13 protein-coding genes and 1 tRNA gene are annotated in these 16,534 nt (G+C 67.6%); 8 read left to right on the top strand and 6 right to left on the bottom strand.

From position 1 onward, the window contains the following. Positions 1-229: 229 nt before the first annotated feature. The 4 genes from A5695_RS20310 to A5695_RS20325 all read left to right on the top strand — a co-directional run bounded on the left by A5695_RS20310 (position 230) and on the right by A5695_RS20325 (position 4,791). Positions 230-565, top strand: coding sequence for a hypothetical protein (locus A5695_RS20310; RefSeq protein WP_156749771.1), 336 nt, complete (start codon positions 230-232; stop codon positions 563-565). Between the two features lie 27 nt (positions 566-592). Beyond that, positions 593-3,172, top strand: coding sequence for a heavy metal translocating P-type ATPase (locus A5695_RS20315; RefSeq protein ID WP_068086261.1), 2,580 nt, complete (start codon positions 593-595; stop codon positions 3,170-3,172). A gap of 10 nt (positions 3,173-3,182) precedes the next feature. Next, positions 3,183-3,719 (top strand): pyridoxamine 5'-phosphate oxidase family protein, encoded by a 537-nt coding sequence (locus tag A5695_RS20320; protein ID WP_231974912.1) that lies wholly within the window; start codon positions 3,183-3,185, stop codon positions 3,717-3,719. A 76-nt stretch (positions 3,720-3,795) separates the two neighbouring features. Beyond that, complete coding sequence (locus tag A5695_RS20325; protein ID WP_068086266.1) at positions 3,796-4,791, top strand: cation diffusion facilitator family transporter; 996 nt, start codon at positions 3,796-3,798, stop codon at positions 4,789-4,791. A gap of 16 nt (positions 4,792-4,807) precedes the next feature. Here A5695_RS20325 and A5695_RS20330 read toward each other — a convergent pair whose 3' ends face one another. From A5695_RS20330 to A5695_RS20350, 5 genes are all read right to left on the bottom strand, one after another. Then, a complete protein-coding gene (locus A5695_RS20330) occupies positions 4,808-5,884 on the bottom strand; it encodes a PDR/VanB family oxidoreductase (RefSeq protein WP_068086269.1) in 1,077 nt (358 codons plus the stop codon). Positions 5,885-5,894: 10 nt separating this feature from the next. Then, complete coding sequence (locus A5695_RS20335) at positions 5,895-6,797, bottom strand: alpha/beta fold hydrolase (RefSeq protein ID WP_068086272.1); 903 nt, start codon at positions 6,795-6,797, stop codon at positions 5,895-5,897. 16 nt (positions 6,798-6,813) lie between these two features. Continuing rightward, positions 6,814-7,722 carry a metal-dependent hydrolase gene (locus A5695_RS20340; RefSeq protein WP_068086275.1) on the bottom strand — a complete coding sequence of 303 codons (909 nt, stop codon included), beginning with the start codon at positions 7,720-7,722 and terminating at the stop codon, positions 6,814-6,816. A gap of 16 nt (positions 7,723-7,738) precedes the next feature. Further along, a complete protein-coding gene (locus A5695_RS20345; protein ID WP_068086278.1) occupies positions 7,739-10,987 on the bottom strand; it encodes a thioester reductase domain-containing protein in 3,249 nt (1,082 codons plus the stop codon). Between the two features lie 418 nt (positions 10,988-11,405). Further along, positions 11,406-12,392: a diacylglycerol kinase family protein gene (locus A5695_RS20350; RefSeq protein ID WP_068086281.1), complete on the bottom strand. Its 987-nt coding sequence runs from the start codon at positions 12,390-12,392 to the stop codon at positions 11,406-11,408. An 86-nt stretch (positions 12,393-12,478) separates the two neighbouring features. Between A5695_RS20350 and A5695_RS20355 the strand changes: the two genes are divergently transcribed. After that, the gene (locus A5695_RS20355) at positions 12,479-13,348 is read left to right on the top strand and encodes an oxidoreductase (protein WP_068086284.1); all 870 of its coding nucleotides are present in this window, start codon (positions 12,479-12,481) and stop codon (positions 13,346-13,348) included. Between the two features lie 98 nt (positions 13,349-13,446). Continuing rightward, positions 13,447-14,352 (top strand): DMT family transporter, encoded by a 906-nt coding sequence (locus tag A5695_RS20360; RefSeq protein ID WP_369830216.1) that lies wholly within the window; start codon positions 13,447-13,449, stop codon positions 14,350-14,352. Positions 14,353-14,360: 8 nt separating this feature from the next. Here A5695_RS20360 and A5695_RS20365 read toward each other — a convergent pair. Continuing rightward, positions 14,361-14,444: transfer RNA gene (locus tag A5695_RS20365), tRNA-Tyr, on the bottom strand. Between the two features lie 69 nt (positions 14,445-14,513). Here A5695_RS20365 and A5695_RS20370 point away from each other — a divergent pair. Both A5695_RS20370 and A5695_RS20375 read left to right on the top strand, forming a co-directional pair. Beyond that, positions 14,514-15,005 carry a YajQ family cyclic di-GMP-binding protein gene (locus A5695_RS20370; RefSeq protein WP_068086291.1) on the top strand — a complete coding sequence of 164 codons (492 nt, stop codon included), beginning with the start codon at positions 14,514-14,516 and terminating at the stop codon, positions 15,003-15,005. A 6-nt stretch (positions 15,006-15,011) separates the two neighbouring features. After that, the gene (locus tag A5695_RS20375) at positions 15,012-16,496 is read left to right on the top strand and encodes an NAD(P)/FAD-dependent oxidoreductase (protein WP_068086294.1); all 1,485 of its coding nucleotides are present in this window, start codon (positions 15,012-15,014) and stop codon (positions 16,494-16,496) included. The last annotated feature ends 38 nt before the right edge of the window (positions 16,497-16,534 follow it).

The following is a 16,534-nucleotide window of genomic DNA, read 5'->3' on the forward strand; positions in this document are numbered from 1 at the left end:
CTCCCATCGGACAGCTTGACAAGCTTCCCCTACCTCGCGTTTGACTTGGTCTCAGCGACGTCGGCACAAGCGCCAAACCTTCGTCCCCTGATCCTGCGGCCTTGCGCGCCCGGTAACTAGAGACCTATTTCCCCAAGAGAAGTGACGCAAGGCCCTACCCCCAGGGGGTATGTTGGACGGATGCTCGACCGGTCGCACGGCGGGCCGCGCAGCGGAAGAGGTGAGCGATATGGCGGTGTCCGGTCAGGTTACGGGCGGCCATTGGGCCGCGTTGCTCATCGGCGTGGTGCTGTTGTTCACGTTCCTTGCGACTACGGCCGCGGGACTGATGCGCGTTCACCGAGGACGCCGGATCGAAACGACACCACCGTCCACCGACGGGCCACCCGACCCATTGCCGTCCACCATGGGCGCGAGCCTTTGGCGCTGTCAGGCGATGATCGCCGAGGCGGTAATCGTGCGACAGCGGCTGTCCGGGCAGATCGATGCCGAGACGTACCGGTTCCGCATGAATGCGCTTGCACTGCAATTCAACTCGGAGCGCAGTCCACAGCGTAACGCCTAATTCGTACCTGTTGTCGAGGAGTCCACAGTGTCCGGTCCTGATGTTGGCGTCCTGGTGGGTGCGGCCCTGGTGATCGCAGGACTGGCGTGGTATTTCTTCGCGCCGCGCCGAGCGCACGCCGCTGCCGTTGACGAAGGGGTGCAGCGAATCGAGGTCACGGTCCGCGGAGGGTACAGTCCCAACTTCCTTCAAGTGCGCCAGGGCATTCCGGTCGAGATCGCATTCGACCGGCAAGAAACCGGTGATTGCAGCTCGCGGGTTGTCTTCCCCGACCTGCGACTCTCCGCGGCGCTACCGGCGCATCAACGCACCACCGTCCGATTCACCCCGCAACGGGCGGGATCGTTCCCCTTCACCTGCAGCATGAACATGATTTCGGGCACGCTGGTAGTCACCCCCAATGGCGCGAACACTGAATCGCCCGAGTCCGAAAGTCCCAGCGAACCTGCCGGTTACGGCGCATCGGGCTCCACGGATGAGCCCGCCGCCGCGGAGCTGCAAGCCGCGCAAACCGAAGAACGACGCGCCGAGATCGCCGATCTTACTCGCCGGGTCGCGATCGGCGCCGTGCTGACCATCCCGGTGCTGTATGCGGTGATGGCCGAGCCCCTGGGCGCCCGGTGGGTGCCCGCGCCGTTGCTCAACCACTGGGTCCAGCTGGCGTTGATCACGCCGGTGATGTTTTACGTCGGATGGCCGATCCATCGCACCGGTTGGCTGGCGTTGGCGCATCGCAGCGCCGACATGAACAGCCTCATCGCCTTGGGCACCCTGGCGGCCTACGGCTACAGCCTGCTGGTCACGCTCGCCTCCGGTGTCCTGCCGGCCGAAGTGCGCGACGTGTATTTCGAAGCCGTCGGAGTGATCCTGACGCTGATTATGCTGGGCCGACTGCTGGAAGCCCGAGCCAAGGCGGGCACCGGCGAAGCCATCCGCGCCCTCCTGGGTCTGCAAGCCCGAACCGCCCGTGTGCTGCGCGACGGCGCCGAAACCGAAATACCCGTCGACCAGGTCACGGTCGGCGACGAGATCCTCATCCGGCCCGGCGAGAAAATCCCTGTCGACGCCACCGTGTTGTCCGGACAGTCCGCGGTCGACGAATCGATGGTGACCGGCGAGTCCATACCGGTCACCAAACGCGCCGGCGACACCGTCATCGGGGCGACGGTCAACACCACCGGCTCGTTGCGGGTGCGTGCAGCCAAGGTCGGGGCGGACACCATGCTGGCCCAGATTATCCGGATGGTGCAGCAGGCGCAGGCATCGCGAGCCCCGATCCAGCGGCTCGCCGACGCCATTTCCGCCTACTTCGTCCCGGTCGTGATCGCCACTGCCACGGCCACTTTCGCGGTCTGGTTCGTCGCCGGCCCAAAGCCCACGCTGACGCAGGCATTGGTATCGGCGGTGGCGGTGCTGATCATCGCCTGCCCCTGTGCGCTGGGCCTGGCGACCCCGCTGTCGATCATGGTCGGCACCGGCAAAGGAGCGCGGGCGGGCATTCTGATCCGCTCCGCCGAGGCTCTCGAGACCGCACACAAGCTCGACACCATCGTGCTCGACAAGACCGGCACCATCACCGCCGGCAAACCCGCCCTGACCGACGTCCGAGTGACCGGGACATTGGCCGAAGACGAACTGCTCATGCTGGTCGCCGCCGCCGAATCCGAGAGCGAACACCCGATCGCCGGAGCCGTGGTGGCCGGCGCCCGCGAACGCGGCCTCGACCTTACCCCCGTATCGGCATTCGACTCGATTACCGGCAAAGGGGTCCGGGCCACCGTCGCGGGGATGAGCGTGCTCGTCGGCACCGCTCCGTTGCTTGCCGAAAACGGCGTCGACACAACCGAACTCGAACACATCAGCGCAGAGCTGGCCGCCGAGGGAAAGACCCCGATTCTCGCCGCCGTCGACCGACACCCCGGCGGTGTGATCGCCGTGGCCGATACCGTCAAAGACGACTCCGTCGCTGCGATTTCCGCCTTGCGCAAGCTGGGCCTACAAGTCGTGATGCTCACCGGGGACAACGCCCGCACCGCCGCCGCGATCGCCCGCCAAGTCGGCGTCGAACGGGTGCTGGCCGAGGTCCTGCCCGAGCACAAGGCCGGCGAGATCCGCCGTCTACAGGCCGAGGGTCGCCGGGTCGGCATGGTCGGTGACGGCATCAACGACGCGCCGGCCTTGGCCCAAGCCGATGTCGGACTGGCCATCGGCACCGGTACCGACGTGGCGATCGAAGCCGCGGACATCACCCTGATTTCAGGCTCACTGGCCGGCGTGGTGACGGCGATCCGCCTCTCGCATGCCACCATGCGCAACATTCGGCAGAACCTCTTCTTTGCCCTGATCTACAATGCCGTCGGCATCCCACTCGCCGCGGGCGTCTTGTATCCGGTACTGGGACTGAGGCTTTCACCCATGATCGCCGCCGCCGCGATGGCAATGTCCTCGCTATCGGTCGTCGGCAACGCCAACCGCCTGCGCCGCTACCACCCCGACCCGCTGCCGCCGGCGGAACCACCCGCGACCGCGCCTCGAGTGGAAACCGTTGCGACCCAAAGTGAGCCGCTCACGACCTCACAACGACCGAGCCACGTCCACACGAAGTGACAATCGGCCCGTGGTGACACTCAAGCGAGTGGTGCGAGAGCTATCGGCCCAGCATTTCGCGATCATCTCCACCGTCGACCAGCAGGGCCGGCCCCACTCGGCGGGGGTGAATTACGGCGCCTCGACATGCGAAGGCACTGTCGTGCTGTATGTAATGACGAGGCGTCACCTGCAAAAGGCGCGCAACATCGCGGATAACCCCCAGATCTCATTGGTGGTGCCGCTGCAACGGCAGTTGCTTCGATTCGTTCCGCCGGCGACGATCCAATTACAGGGTCGCGCTGAAGTCCTCGACTGGAGCGACGTCGAGGGGACGAACGTCTTCCGCGGTTTCTGGATGGGCCGGCAGATTCTCGGTGCTTACGAGAAATCCCGGCGTGCAGGCGAAACGCGGGTGTGTTTTCTGAAGATCACCCTGGATCCCGTGATCCGGACCTACGGGGTCGGCCACAGCGTCTGGAGCCTCCGGCAGCGTATGGCGGCCGGCGCGGACACAGTGCGACTTGAGGGAGACGGCGCTTTGCGTGCCACCGCGGGCGAGGACTAGCCAGACCGACGTTCGCGCGGGCCGTGCAGGTGCCTTATTATCTGCGTATGCATGCAGGTAAGCGGGCAGCGCCGAGATGAGCGCGGAAAGCGGGCACCACCACCACGGGCACGAGCACGCGGACGGGATTCGCGGCATTGTGGCCCGCCTGCGCCCGCATAGCCACGACGCCGCCGACAGCGTCGACACCGCACTGGAGTCCAGCGCGATCGGCATTCGGGCGGTCAAGATCAGCCTGATCGGACTGGGCGCGACCGCTGCCGTGCAGGTGGTGATCGCCGTCCTCTCCGGCTCGATCGCGCTCCTTGCCGACACCATTCACAACTTCTCGGACGCGCTGACCGCCGTCCCGCTCTGGATCGCATTCTCGTTGGGCCGCCGCGCGGCCACCCGCCGCTACACCTACGGCTACGGCCGCGCCGAGGACATCGCCGGCCTGTTCGTCATCGGCATGATCACGCTGTCGGCCATCGTCGCCGGCTACGAGGCCATCCTGCGGCTGGTTCACCCCGTCGCCATCGGGCACGTCGGTTGGGTCGCCGCCGCCGGACTCATCGGTTTCGCGGGCAACGAGGTCGTCGCCGTCTACCGGATCCGCACCGGTCGCCGGATCGGTTCGGCCGCCCTCGTCGCCGACGGCCTGCACGCCCGCACCGACGGGTTCACCTCGCTCGCAGTGCTTTTCGGGGCGGCGGGCGTCGCGCTGGGTTACCCGTTGGCCGACCCGATCGTCGGCCTGATCATCACGGTAGCCATCCTGGCGGTGCTACGCGGCGCCGTTCGCGACATCTTCCGCCGGCTCATGGACGCGGTGGATCCCGAGCTGGTCGACACGGCGGAAGCGACGCTGGCCGCGCGCCCCGGTGTCCGCAGCGTGCGCAGCATCCGGATGCGCTGGATAGGACATCGCCTGCACGCCGACGCCGAACTGGACATCGATCCAGACATCAGCCTTCAGGACGCGCACCGCATCGCCCACGACGCCGAGCACCAACTGACCCACGCCGTGCCGCGGCTCGACAGCGCCATCGTCCACGCCTACCCCGCGCACCACAACGATTCGGGCGGGTGAGCCCGGCGCCGAATTTCTAGGCGTCGATGACCAGACGATCGCCGTTGGACCGCGAGACGCAGACCAGCATCTCGCCGTCACCCTCGGCGGCGCGGCCGCGGCGATCGACCTCCCCGGCAAGCACTTTCACCTTGCAGGTGCCGCAGAACCCCTGCTGGCAGGAGTAGGCGGTCGTCGGGTCGCCGTCGAGCATGACGTCCAGCGCGGACCGGTTCGCCGGCACGCTCAGCACGCGCCGCGAACGGGCGAGCTCCAGCTCGAACGGGACGCCGTCGACGACGGGAGGCGGCCCGAACCGCTCGTAATGCAGGGGCGCGTCGGCGTGTTCGTCGCGAACCGTGCGCACCGACTCCAGCATGGGGGTGGGGCCGCACACGTAGACTGCCGTCGCCGGCCCGGCATCGGTGAGCAGTTCGGAGGCGGCGGGCATGCGGCCGCGTTCGTCGTCGGCCCACACGGTGACCCGTTCCGGCGCGACCGCCAGCACCTCGTCGAGCAGCGGCATGTACTCCCGGCTTCGGCCGGCATACACGGCGCGCCAATCGATTCCGCGCTGTTGGGCGAGCGAGATCATGGGCAGGATCGGTGTCACGCCGATGCCGCCGATCACGAACAGCACCTCGCGCTCGTCGGTGACCAGATAGAAGGCGTTGCGGGGCCCTTCGAATTCGATCGTGTCGCCCACATCGAGGGTGTCGTGCATTTCGATCGAGCCGCCGCCGCCGTCGGCGATCCGGCGCACCGCGATGCGGTAGTCGGTGCGCCGCCCGGGCGGACCGCACAGGGAGTACTGGCGGCGGCGGCCGGAAGTCAGCCGGATGTCGATGTGCGCGCCGGGAGTCCACGACGGCAGCAACCCGCCCTGCGCGTCGGCGATCGTCAGCGCGACGACGTCGGGCGTGAGGAGTTCGCGCTTGGTGACCACGGCGGTGGTGGTCCGGCGGACGGGCACCACCCGCGAGGGGTCCCAGCGCGACGCAGACGCCAAGCCGCCGAAGAGGGTGCCCACGCCCCACAACGCCGTATAGAGGCGGTCGCGTTTGCGACGACCGTACAAATCAGCGGGTCTGCTTCCCCAAATCGTTTGTGCCACAGTGGTTATCCTAATTCTGCCCGGCGGCGGCCCGATCGACCCATTCGCTGGTGAGCCGGGCGATGACCTCGGGATGGGAGGACACCACCCAGTGCCCGCCCTCGATCTCGACGACCCTGCCGTTGGGCGGTATCGAGCCGGTGAACCGCTGCAGGGGCGGCGAAACGAAATGGTCCCAGCGCGCCACCAGCACCTGCACCGCAACCTTGGTCTGCGGCAGCTCCTTCCCGGGCGCCAGGAACGGCCTGGGCATGTTGGCGCGATACAGGTTGAGCCCGTTGACGTAGTCGCGGGTCGACCGGGTGGTCGCCGCGCGGCGCCGATCGGTCCGGCGTGGCCGGCCGATCAGTTCGACCGCCGCGAAGACCGCCACGGTCGCCCGGGACCAGATCGCCAACTCCGGCACCCCCGGGCACAGGAAGAACCAGATGTACGTGGAGGCGACGGCCTGCTTGAGGACGTCGAACACGCCGCGGGGTGAGCGGGCGGACCGCAGAAACTTGCCCGCGTAGTTCAGGTGCGGGCCGGAGATCGACGTGAACGAAGCAACCTTGCCCATCACCGACTCGTCGGTGACCGCCGCCCAGGCCTGGATGGAACCCCAGTCGTGGGCGATCAGGTGTACCTCGCCGACCCCGAGGCTGTCGATCACCGCGTCGATGTCCGAAATCAGTTGCGGCAGGCGGTAGGCCGCGCGCCGCGCGGGCTTCGACGAATCCCCTGCGCCCCGAACGTCGAAGGCCACGAAGTTGTAGCGGCCACCGAGCGCGTCGGCGACGCCGTCCCACACGTGGTGGTTGTCGGGGTAGCCGTGGATCGCCAGAATCGTCGGGCGGCCGGACTCGATCCGCGAGTGGGCGTGGACGGCCAGCGACACGCCGTCGGACGCTATTACGGTGCTGGACTGAGTCATTCGTGTGCCCCGAAGCTCAGTGCGCCGCGCGGGCTGCGGGCGAGCGGGCCAGGTAGTCGACCGCGCGGCCCACACCGCCGAGCTTGGACGGGTGGAAACTCGGCGTGTAGTAGGCGCCGATGACCCGCAGGAACTGAAACGGCCCGGGCACCAGGCCCCGTCGCGCCGCGCTGAAGTAATCGCGCCAGCGGGGTTTGGTGCCCGGCGGCAGGTACGGGTCGACGGAGTACATGAACCGCACGCCCCGGATGAACAGCCACAGCAAGGCCGGCGTCACCAGCAGCTGCGTGCGCACCTGCCGCCAGTAGCCGCCGCGCAGGTGCTTCATGGTGTCGAACGCGACCGCCTTGTGTTCGACCTCTTCCGCGCCGTGCCAGCGCAGCAGGTCCAGCATCACCGGGTCGGTGCCGAAGGCGTCGTGCTGCGGGGTGTCCAGAATCCACTCGCCCAGGATGGCGGTGTAGTGCTCGAGGGCCGCCACCATCGACACCCGCTCGAGCAGCCAGCTCTGCCGACGCCGCCAGCCCCACCCGGGCCGATCCCCGATCAACTTGCCGAACAGCCAGGCCATCTGGTTGGTGAACGGCGTGACGTCGACGCCCTTGGCGGCGAAGTGGTCCAACACCCCCGAATGCGCCTGCGAGTGCATGGCTTCCTGGCTGATGAAGCCCTGCACGTCGCGCCGCAGCTGGTCGTCCTTGATCAGCGGCAACGCGTTCTTGAACGCGTCGACGATGAACTCCTCGCCGGCGGGCAGCAGCAGGTGCAGCACGTTGCAGAAGTGGGTGGTGAAGGGCTCGTTGGGCACGTAGTAGAACGGCAGCGTCGCCCAGTCGAACTCGACGTCGCGCGCCTGCAGGACGATCCGCTCGTGGTCGAGCGATGCGTCATGCGGACCCGTCGCCTGGTCGTCGACGGTGAACATGGTTTTACCCCCTAAGCTAAGCGCTGCGTTGCGCCTCGGCCTCAGCCTCGGTGATCAGGCGCTCACTGCGCAAGAACCGGACGAGATTCTCGACCGTGTCCGTGAGCGCCGGCTCACGCACGCGGACCGAGGCCAGCTCGCGGGCCCGCTGGTACTGGGAGTTGCCGTAGCGCTTGTCCCGCATCGCCGCGATCTTGTCCGCGGACCGGGTGAGGAAGTCGACCAGCGGATAGATCGGGTCCCGCGTCGTGCACCGGCGGTTCATCTCGGCGGCGAACGCCGGGATGTCGTGGTAGTCGAAGCGATAGCCGTAGCGCTCGGAGAGGACGCGGGTGATGTCCATCAGGTTGTAGTAGTCGTCCGCGGTCATATTGAAAACATTGCCGTAGACCGTGTCATCCCTCGGCAGGTCCATCAGCGCGACGATGTGATCGGCGATCAGGTCCGCCGGCAGCAGGCTGAGCTGGTTGAGCGCGTTCGCGGCGATACCGTGCTCGATCATGAACGCCACGGTGCGCACCAGGATGTCGTCCTGGCTGCCGAAACCCGCGCTGGTCGGCGAGATCAGCGAGGGCCGGAAGATGCGCACGTCGAGCCCGTGGCGCTGCGCGGCGAAGGCCAGCTGCTCGGCGACCCACTTGGTCTGCGAGTAGCCGAAATCCAGGGCGTTCATCTCCAGGTTGGCGTCGGACTCCCCGACCACCGGCTTGACGCTCCACCCGTAGATGAAGGTGCTGGAGACCAGGTGGAAGGTCTTGCGGTGCGCGGTCATCGCGAGCCGCAGCAGCTCGTGCGTTCCGATCACGTTGGCCGGGCGCAGGGCGTCGTAGGTCCGGACGTAATTGACCAGGGCGCCGTTATGCAGGATGGCGTCGACGCTCTCGGCCAGGCGGCGGAACCCGTCCTCGCCGACGCCGAGCCGCGGCTCGGCGAGATCGCCGCAGACCACGCGTACCCGCGCCCGGACCTCGGCTTCCAGGGCCGGGGTCCACAGCCGCGCCTTGCGCAGCGATGCGACGATCCGGTCCAGCCCGTGGGCTTCGTCGGTGGCGCGGATCAGTGCGTGCACGGTCAAGGACGTCCGGCCGAGCAGGCTGGCGACCAGGAACGGCCCCAGGAACCCGGTCGCACCCGTCAGCAGGATGTCGGTGGGTGCGCCCGAGCGCGCCGGCGGCAGCGCCGGCAACCGAAGCTGGGCGTCGGCGCGCATCCGGGCGACTTCGTAGGCCTCGTACTCCGTCGCGATCTGGTCCAGCGCCTGACGCAGCGCATCGAGCGGCTGGCCGGACTCCTCACCGAATTGCCGCATCAGCCGGAAGAATTCAGCCACCGTGAGCCGCTGAAGCAGCCGGGTGTTGACCTCCTCGGCCAGCTCCCCCGCGCCGTGCTCTTCCAGCAGTGCCTGTAGGTCGGCGCGCAGCTCGGCCAGCGCCAGCGAGTCGATGCCGAGATCCGCGAAGGAGCAGTCCTCTGACCCGGTGAGGTCGTAGCTTTCGATCAGATTGCGGAACCGGTCCAGCGGGCCCGAATTCGTCTCCGCCCATGCGTGGGCCTGATGCGTGTAGCTCGACAGGACGGGCAGCTCGCCGTCCAGCCAGAGCTGACGTGTCGAGGACCGCCGGATCTTGCCGGACGTGGTTTTGGGGATGCTGTGCGGCGGCACGAAGGCGATGGTGTGGGGGTCGATGTGGCCGTGCCGGCGGATGGCCCGCGCCAGCGCCTTGCCGTCGGGCAGCGCGTTCGGGTCCCGGACCTCGGCCACCACGGTCAGCACCTCCTGGTCGTCGCGCTCCACCGCGAACGCTGCGACGCAGCCGCCGCGAACCTGCGGCGCCGAGCGCTCCACGATGCCCTCGATGTCCGAGGGGTAGCAGTTGACGCCGCGCACGATGATCAGGTCCTTGCTGCGGCCGCAGACGAACAGCTCGCCCTCGTAGAGGAAGCCGAGGTCGCCGGTTCGCAGATAGCTGTGCTCGGTGTCGCCGACGATGCGGGCCGCGAACGCCTCCGCGGTGAGTTCGGGGCGGTTCCAGTAGCCGCCGCCCTTGGACGGCCCGTCCAGCCAGACCTCGCCGACGCGGCCCTCTCCGAGGGCCTCGCCGGTTTCGGGATCGACGATGCGAACCACGTTGCCGTCGATCGGCTTGCCGCAGCTCACCACCGGGGCCTGGTTGTTGTTCTCCGGCTGGGCCTTCTCGACGCGCGCGAGGTTGCGCTCCAGCGCGCGCTTGTTCAGCGCGAGGGTCTGGCGCCCGCGAAGCGAGACGATCAGGGTGTTCTCGGCCATGCCGTAGGCGCCGGTGAGCGCGTTGGGCTCCAGGCCGTAGGGGGCGAAACGCTGTCGGAAGCGCGCAAAGGTGCTGGCGCGCAACGGCTCTGCGCCGACGACGATGCTCTCCAGGCTGCTCAGGTCCAACCCGGCGAGCTCGGATGCGGGCAGCTTGTCCTCGCGCAGGCACAGCTCGAGGGCGAAGTTGGGCACCGGCGTGTGGGTGGCGCGTACGTCGCTGATGAGCCGCAGCCACGACGACGGCCGCTTGAGGAAGTCCAGCGGCGACATGGCGTGCGTGGTGCCGCCGACCAGCAGGATGAACAGGTAGGCGGAGATCAGGCCCATGTCATGGTGTTGCGGAAGCCAGCTCACCAGCACTTCGCCACCCGCGAAGGCCGAGGCGTTGGCGATGACGTTCGCGTGGCTGACCACCACACCCTTGGGGTCGCTGGTGGAGCCGGAGGTGTACTGCAGGAAGAGCACCGGCCCGGGGGTGTCGGGGACGTGGGCGCCGCCGAACTCCTGCGTGCCGTCGGTTCCGAACCAGGGCAGCTCCGGCGGCCGTTGGGTGCCGGGCCATGGCGAGGCGCCGTCGAGGTGGTTGAGCAGCAGGCGGTAGTCGTACTCGAATTGCTTGGTCGACAGCACCGCCTTCGCCTGGCAGTCGCGGGCGATGAAGCTCAGCTTTGCCAGGCCCGACTCGAACGACATCGGCAGCGGCGGGCTGACCGGCACGGCGATCACCCCGATGCGTGCGCAGGCGTAGAACGCCGCGATCATTTCCAGCCCGGGCGGGTAGACCAGTAGCGCTCGATCGCCCGGCCGCAGGCCGGCTTCCGTCGACAGGTACGCGGCCAGCTCGCGCGTCCGCTCGGAGAAGCTCCGGTAGGTGTAGTGCTCAAGTTCGCGACCTTCGTCGTCGACGAAGCGGAAGAGGGTCTTGTCCGGTGTGCTGGCCGCGCGCTGGTGCAGGTGATCTATGAGCGTCTCCATCGCAGGAGCCACCCCCCTTCCGGGTCGACTATGAGCGATAAGAACTTTCGGATCAATTGATAACGCCCAATTTAACTCCCCCACTGGATGTCAAGCAAAACTTGGACGGCCATTTTGGCCACCGCACATTAATCTCACAGCGTAGGCTTAACCGAGGGTGGTCGCCGCCAATCAGGGAATCCGCGACTACGGACTTCAGTATTTCAGTTTGCGGTTTCACCTGCGCATTTAGATCACCCTGGCGTCCGTAGACGTGCGGATACTGAGTTACGTATTTTCATTTATCATGAATTATCCGTCGGCAAATCCGCCGCAATATGGAGTCCATTTCTTAGCCGCACCGCAAAGGGCGGCTGAGCGCGGCCCAATGAGGCCATTCCGTGGCGGGTCGCCGCTGCTGACCTACTGAGCTACGGACTCAGCCCGTCCGGGCGACCCGGATGCGGGGGCCGGCCCGGGCCACCAACCGGGTGATGCCCACGAACCGTTCGCCGTCGATGATCGGCGAGAGCGGCTCGCCCTCGGCCTCGATCACCATTTCGCGGCCGTTGACGTCGCGCACCCCCGCACCCCGCAGCGTGCCGTTGGTGAGCGCCGCGGGCAGCTGGACCACGATCCTCGAGGGCCGGATCTCACCGGCCTGAAAATGCAGCGCGCCGGGATTCTCGGCCTTCGGGAAAAGCCGGAACGGCCCTCCGATCCGCAGGTCGATGGCGCCCGCGTGCAGCACCCGGTGCGTCCGCGACGGGACCTCCTCGCCATCGATGACGACGCGGGCGCGCGTGGGAGTGAACAGCACCGACGAGTAACTGGACGCCGGCGACCGGCCGACCTTCGACGCGAGGTAGTCGCGGAACGAGCGACCGATCACCCGGGCGACTTCTGTCCGGCCGTGGTCGGGCTTCCCGTAATACATGTCGTAGAACCGGTTGCCGACTCCCCCGGCGGCCAGCCCGAAACACAGGCGATGAAACGCCGCGCCGTCGGCGGTCTCGCCATCGAGTTGCAGGGTGTCCAAACGCATTTCGGGCGGAGGCCGGTCGGCCTCAGCGGCGGCCACCAGCGCGCGGACGATGGTATCGGGCCGCCCGCGCACCCGCGCCTTGCGCGCGACGGCGTTGACGCTGCCGCCGTTGGACGGCACGAACGTCGGCCAGCATTCCGGATCGCCTTGGCAGCGCTCGATTTCGTTGATCAGCCAGTGCAGAGCGCCGTCGCCGCCGTCGCCGACGAGATGCGTGACCCGCGGGTGGAGCTCATCCAGCGTCTTGCCCAGCTCCTCGATCGAGGCGGTTTCGTGGACCTCGCCCCACGGGCCGACGATGCGGCGCAACTCGGCGACGCGGTCACCGCGCGCACCGCGGTTCCGGCGCGCGAGCGGATTGACGATGACCCCTACATACATCCGCGCCGTCGGAGTTCCATCGGCCATCCCACGCACGATACCTGCGACGTTCCGGCGAGTGGGACCGCCTAGTTAGGGTGGGCTGCATGCCTGGTTGGACCGCAGCAGACCTGCCCTCCTTCGCCGGACGCACCGTCGTGATCACCGGAGCCAACGCCGGACTGGGTGAAATCACCGCCCGCGAATTGGCCCGGGTGGACGCCCGCGTCGTCTTGGCCGTGCGTAACACCGAGAAGGGCAAGGCCGCCGCCGACCGGATGGTCGGTGACGTCGAGGTGCGCCACCTCGATCTGCAGGACCTGCGCTCGGTGCGGCGCTTCGCCGACGAGATGACAAGGGTCGACGTGCTGGTCAACAACGCCGGCATCATGGCCACCAAACACGCGGTGACCGCCGACGGCTTCGAAGGCCAGATCGGCACCAATCACCTCGGCCACTTCGCGCTGACCAACCTGCTGCTGCCCAGGCTGACCGACCGGGTGGTGACCTTGTCCTCGCTGATGCACCACTTCGGCTACGTCAGCCTCAAAGACCTGAACTGGCGGTCCCGCCCGTATTCTGCGTGGCTGGCCTACAGCCAATCGAAGCTGGCCAACCTGCTGTTCACCAGCGAACTGCAGCGGCGCCTGGACTCCGTCGGTTCTCCGCTGCGCGCGCTGGCCGCCCACCCCGGCTGGTCGCACACCAACCTGCAGGGCAACTCCGGCCGCAAGCTGGGCGACGCGGCGGTGTTGGCCGTCGACCGCATCGTGTCCACCGACGCCGACTTCGGGGCCAGGCAGACGCTGTACGCGGTCTCGCAGGATCTGCCTGGCGACACCTTCGTCGGCCCGCGCTTCGGCCTGTATGGCCGCACCCAGCCGACCTGGCGTAACTGGCCGGCCAGGCGGGCGGGCACCGCCGCGGCGCTGTGGACCCTGTCCGAGCAGCTCACGGGCACCGCTTTCCCGCTATGAACACGCTCGGCGGGCGGTTTGCCGTAGCCCGACTAGATTAATGAGCAAATCCGTGAAGCGACGCCTGGGCGAGGAGGTCATCCGTGTCGAAGACTGATATGGCGGCAATCCTTGCCCTCCTCGCCGCGCTGGCGTCGGCGATCGGCAACGTCGTCCGCCAGCGGTCCGCGCAGGAGGTCACCGACAAGCCGGTCGGCCACCTCGCGCTGTTCGGCATGCTGCTGCGCGATACCCGGTGGTTGATGGGCGGACTCGGCGACATCGCCAGCTACGTCCTGCTGGCCGCCGCCCTCGACAAGGGCTCCGTGCTGCTGGTGATGTCGCTGCAGGTGACCGCGCTGCTGTTCGCCCTGCCGATCTACGCGCGGATGAGCCGCCACCCGGTCACCCGCGCCGAATGGCTGTGGGCGGTGTTGCTTACCGCGGCGCTGGTGGTCGTCATCGCGGTCGGCGATCCGACCGGCGGCCAGGAGCGCGCGCCTGCGCACGTGTGGCTGATCGTCGCCGTGGCGATGGCACCGCCGCTGCTGTTGGCGATGGTGGGCGCCCGCGTCTGGTCGGATCGCCCAGTGGCCGCGCTGTTGCTCGCGGCGGTCGCCGGTTCACTGCTCGCGGTGTTCGCGGTGCTGATGAAGGGCGTCGTCGACATCATCGAACACAACCCCGAGCAGTTGTGGACCAGGCCCGAGGTGTACGGCTGGGTGTTCTGCGGGGCCGCCGGGATGATCATTCACCAATCGGCTTACCGCGCAGGCGCTTTGACGGCCTCGTTGCCGACGATTATCGCCGCCAAGCCCATCGTGGGCGCAATCCTCGGCATCACCGTGCTCGGTGAGACGCTGGACGCCCACGGCTTCGACTGGGTCGTGTTGGCGGTGGCCGCGGCGCTGGTGATCGTCGCGACGGTGGGCCTGGCTCGCGGCGAGGCCGCCACCGTGTCGGCGGGCGCCGGGCGCGACGTCAGAACCGCCGACGAGCCGAAAGCGGTGAAGCCCGCGCTCTGAGTGAGGCTTGGTGGCAGGTACAGGATTCGAACCTGTGAAGCTTTCGCGACGGATTTACAGTCCGCTCCCATTGGCCGCTCGGGCAACCTGCCGCCAGACAGGTTACAACGAGGGGGTAGACAAAGCACAAACGGCCATCACCGGATGAAGGGACGGATCGAATGGCGGACTCATCGTTCGACATTGTCAGCAAAGTCGAGCGCCAAGAGGTCGACAACGCGCTCAACCAGGCCGCCAAGGAGCTGGCCACTCGCTTCGACTTCCGCGGCACCGACACCACCATCGCGTGGAAGGGCGACGAGGCAATCGAGCTGACCTCGTCCACCGAGGAACGCGTGAAGGCGGCCGTCGACGTCTTCAAGGAGAAGCTGATCCGCCGCGACATCTCGATGAAGGCCTTCGACGCCGGCGAACCGCAGGCCTCCGGCAAGACCTACAAGGTCAGCGGCACCCTCAAGCAGGGCATCGACAGCGAGCACGCCAAGAAGATCACCAAGCTGATCCGCGACGAGGGGCCCAAGAGCGTCAAGACGCAGATCCAGGGCGACGAGATCCGCGTCACCAGCAAAAAGCGGGACGACCTGCAGGCCGTCCAAGCGCTGCTCAAGCAGGCCGACCTGGACGTCGCGCTGCAGTTCGTCAACTACCGGTAGCCCTCAATGGCGATGACCCCTACCGAGGCCGACTACTCCGACGTCATCATCGTCGGCGCCGGTATCTCCGGCATCGGCGCGGCATACCGGATCAGCGAACGCAACCCGCAGCTGACCTACACCATCCTGGAGCGGCGCGCGCAGATCGGCGGCACGTGGGACCTGTTTCGCTACCCCGGGGTCCGCTCGGACAGCAGCATCTTCACGCTGTCCTTCCCGTTCGAGCCGTGGACCCGGAAGGAGGGCGTGGCCGACGGCGAGCATATCCGCGAATACCTGGCCGCGACGGCGCACAAGTACGGCATCGATCGGCACATCCGGTTCAACAGCTATGTCCGCTCGGCCGACTGGGATTCGTCGACCGACACCTGGACGGTCACCGTCGAGCAGGACGGCGCGCGCAAGCTCTACCGCGGCCGGTTCCTGTTCTTCGGCAGCGGCTACTACAACTACGACGAGGGGTACACCCCCGAGTTCCCGGGCATCGACGCGTTCGGCGGGACGGTGGTTCATCCGCAGCACTGGCCGGAAGACCTGGACTACACCGGCAAGAAGATCGTGGTGATCGGCAGCGGGGCCACCGCGGTCACCCTGCTGCCGTCGCTGTCGGACCGGGCCGCGAAGGTGACCATGCTGCAGCGTTCGCCTACCTATCTGATCTCGGCGTCGAAATACGGCAAGGTCGCCGCCGTCGCGCGGAAAGTGCTGCCGCGCAAGCCCGCTCACCTGGTGGTCCGGATGTACAGCGCGCTGACCGAGGCGGTTTTCTTCGCCTTGTCCCGCAAGGCGCCGGGGTTGGTGCGGTGGGCGCTGCGGCGCAAGGCGATCGCCAGCCTGCCCCCCGGCTACGACGTCGACACCCACTTCAAGCCGCGATACAACCCGTGGGACCAGCGGATGTGCCTGATCCCCGACGCCGACCTCTACAACGCCATCAGCGCCGGCCGCGCCGGCGTGGTCACCGACCACATCGACCATTTCGACGCGACGGGCATCGCGCTCAAGTCCGGCGAGCACCTCGACGCCGACATCATCGTCACCGCCACCGGCCTGCAGCTGCAGGCCTTGGGCGGCACCGTGATCAGCCTGGACGGCAGCGAGATCAAGACCAACGACCGCTTCGTCTACAAGGCGCACATGCTCGAGGACGTGCCCAACCTGTTCTGGTGCGTCGGCTATACCAACGCATCGTGGACGCTGCGCGCCGACATGACCGCCCGGGCGACGGCAAAGCTGCTGGCGCACATGGGCGCTCACGGCTACACGCACGCCTACCCGCACCGCGGCAACGAGCCGATGACCGAGAAACCGTCGTGGGACATCAACGCCGGCTATGTGTTGCGCTCGGTGCATGCGCTGCCGAAGTCGGGGACCAAGCGGCCGTGGAATGTCCGGCAGAACTACCTGGCCGATGCCATCGATTACCGCTTCGACCGCATCGAGGAGGCGATGGTGTTCGGCCGGGCATCCGACCGGGCCCTCGCCCGGTGAACTGCTTCTAAATCTTCGATGTCGGCAATACGCTGATC

Source organism: Mycobacterium sp. E1747 (assembly GCF_001667775.1).
Lineage (GTDB): Bacteria > Actinomycetota > Actinomycetes > Mycobacteriales > Mycobacteriaceae > Mycobacterium.

Coding starts and splice junctions, on each gene's coding strand:
- A5695_RS20340 (WP_068086275.1), bottom strand. CDS start 7,722: ATGTTCACCGTCGACGACCAGGCGACGGGTCCGCATGACGCATCGCTC.
- A5695_RS20375 (WP_068086294.1), top strand. CDS start 15,012: ATGGCGATGACCCCTACCGAGGCCGACTACTCCGACGTCATCATCGTC.
- A5695_RS20355 (WP_068086284.1), top strand. CDS start 12,479: ATGCCTGGTTGGACCGCAGCAGACCTGCCCTCCTTCGCCGGACGCACC.
- A5695_RS20360 (WP_369830216.1), top strand. CDS start 13,447: ATGGCGGCAATCCTTGCCCTCCTCGCCGCGCTGGCGTCGGCGATCGGC.
- A5695_RS20370 (WP_068086291.1), top strand. CDS start 14,514: ATGGCGGACTCATCGTTCGACATTGTCAGCAAAGTCGAGCGCCAAGAG.
- A5695_RS20335 (WP_068086272.1), bottom strand. CDS start 6,797: ATGACTCAGTCCAGCACCGTAATAGCGTCCGACGGCGTGTCGCTGGCC.
- A5695_RS20325 (WP_068086266.1), top strand. CDS start 3,796: ATGAGCGCGGAAAGCGGGCACCACCACCACGGGCACGAGCACGCGGAC.
- A5695_RS20345 (WP_068086278.1), bottom strand. CDS start 10,987: ATGGAGACGCTCATAGATCACCTGCACCAGCGCGCGGCCAGCACACCG.
- A5695_RS20350 (WP_068086281.1), bottom strand. CDS start 12,392: ATGTATGTAGGGGTCATCGTCAATCCGCTCGCGCGCCGGAACCGCGGT.
- A5695_RS20310 (WP_156749771.1), top strand. CDS start 230: ATGGCGGTGTCCGGTCAGGTTACGGGCGGCCATTGGGCCGCGTTGCTC.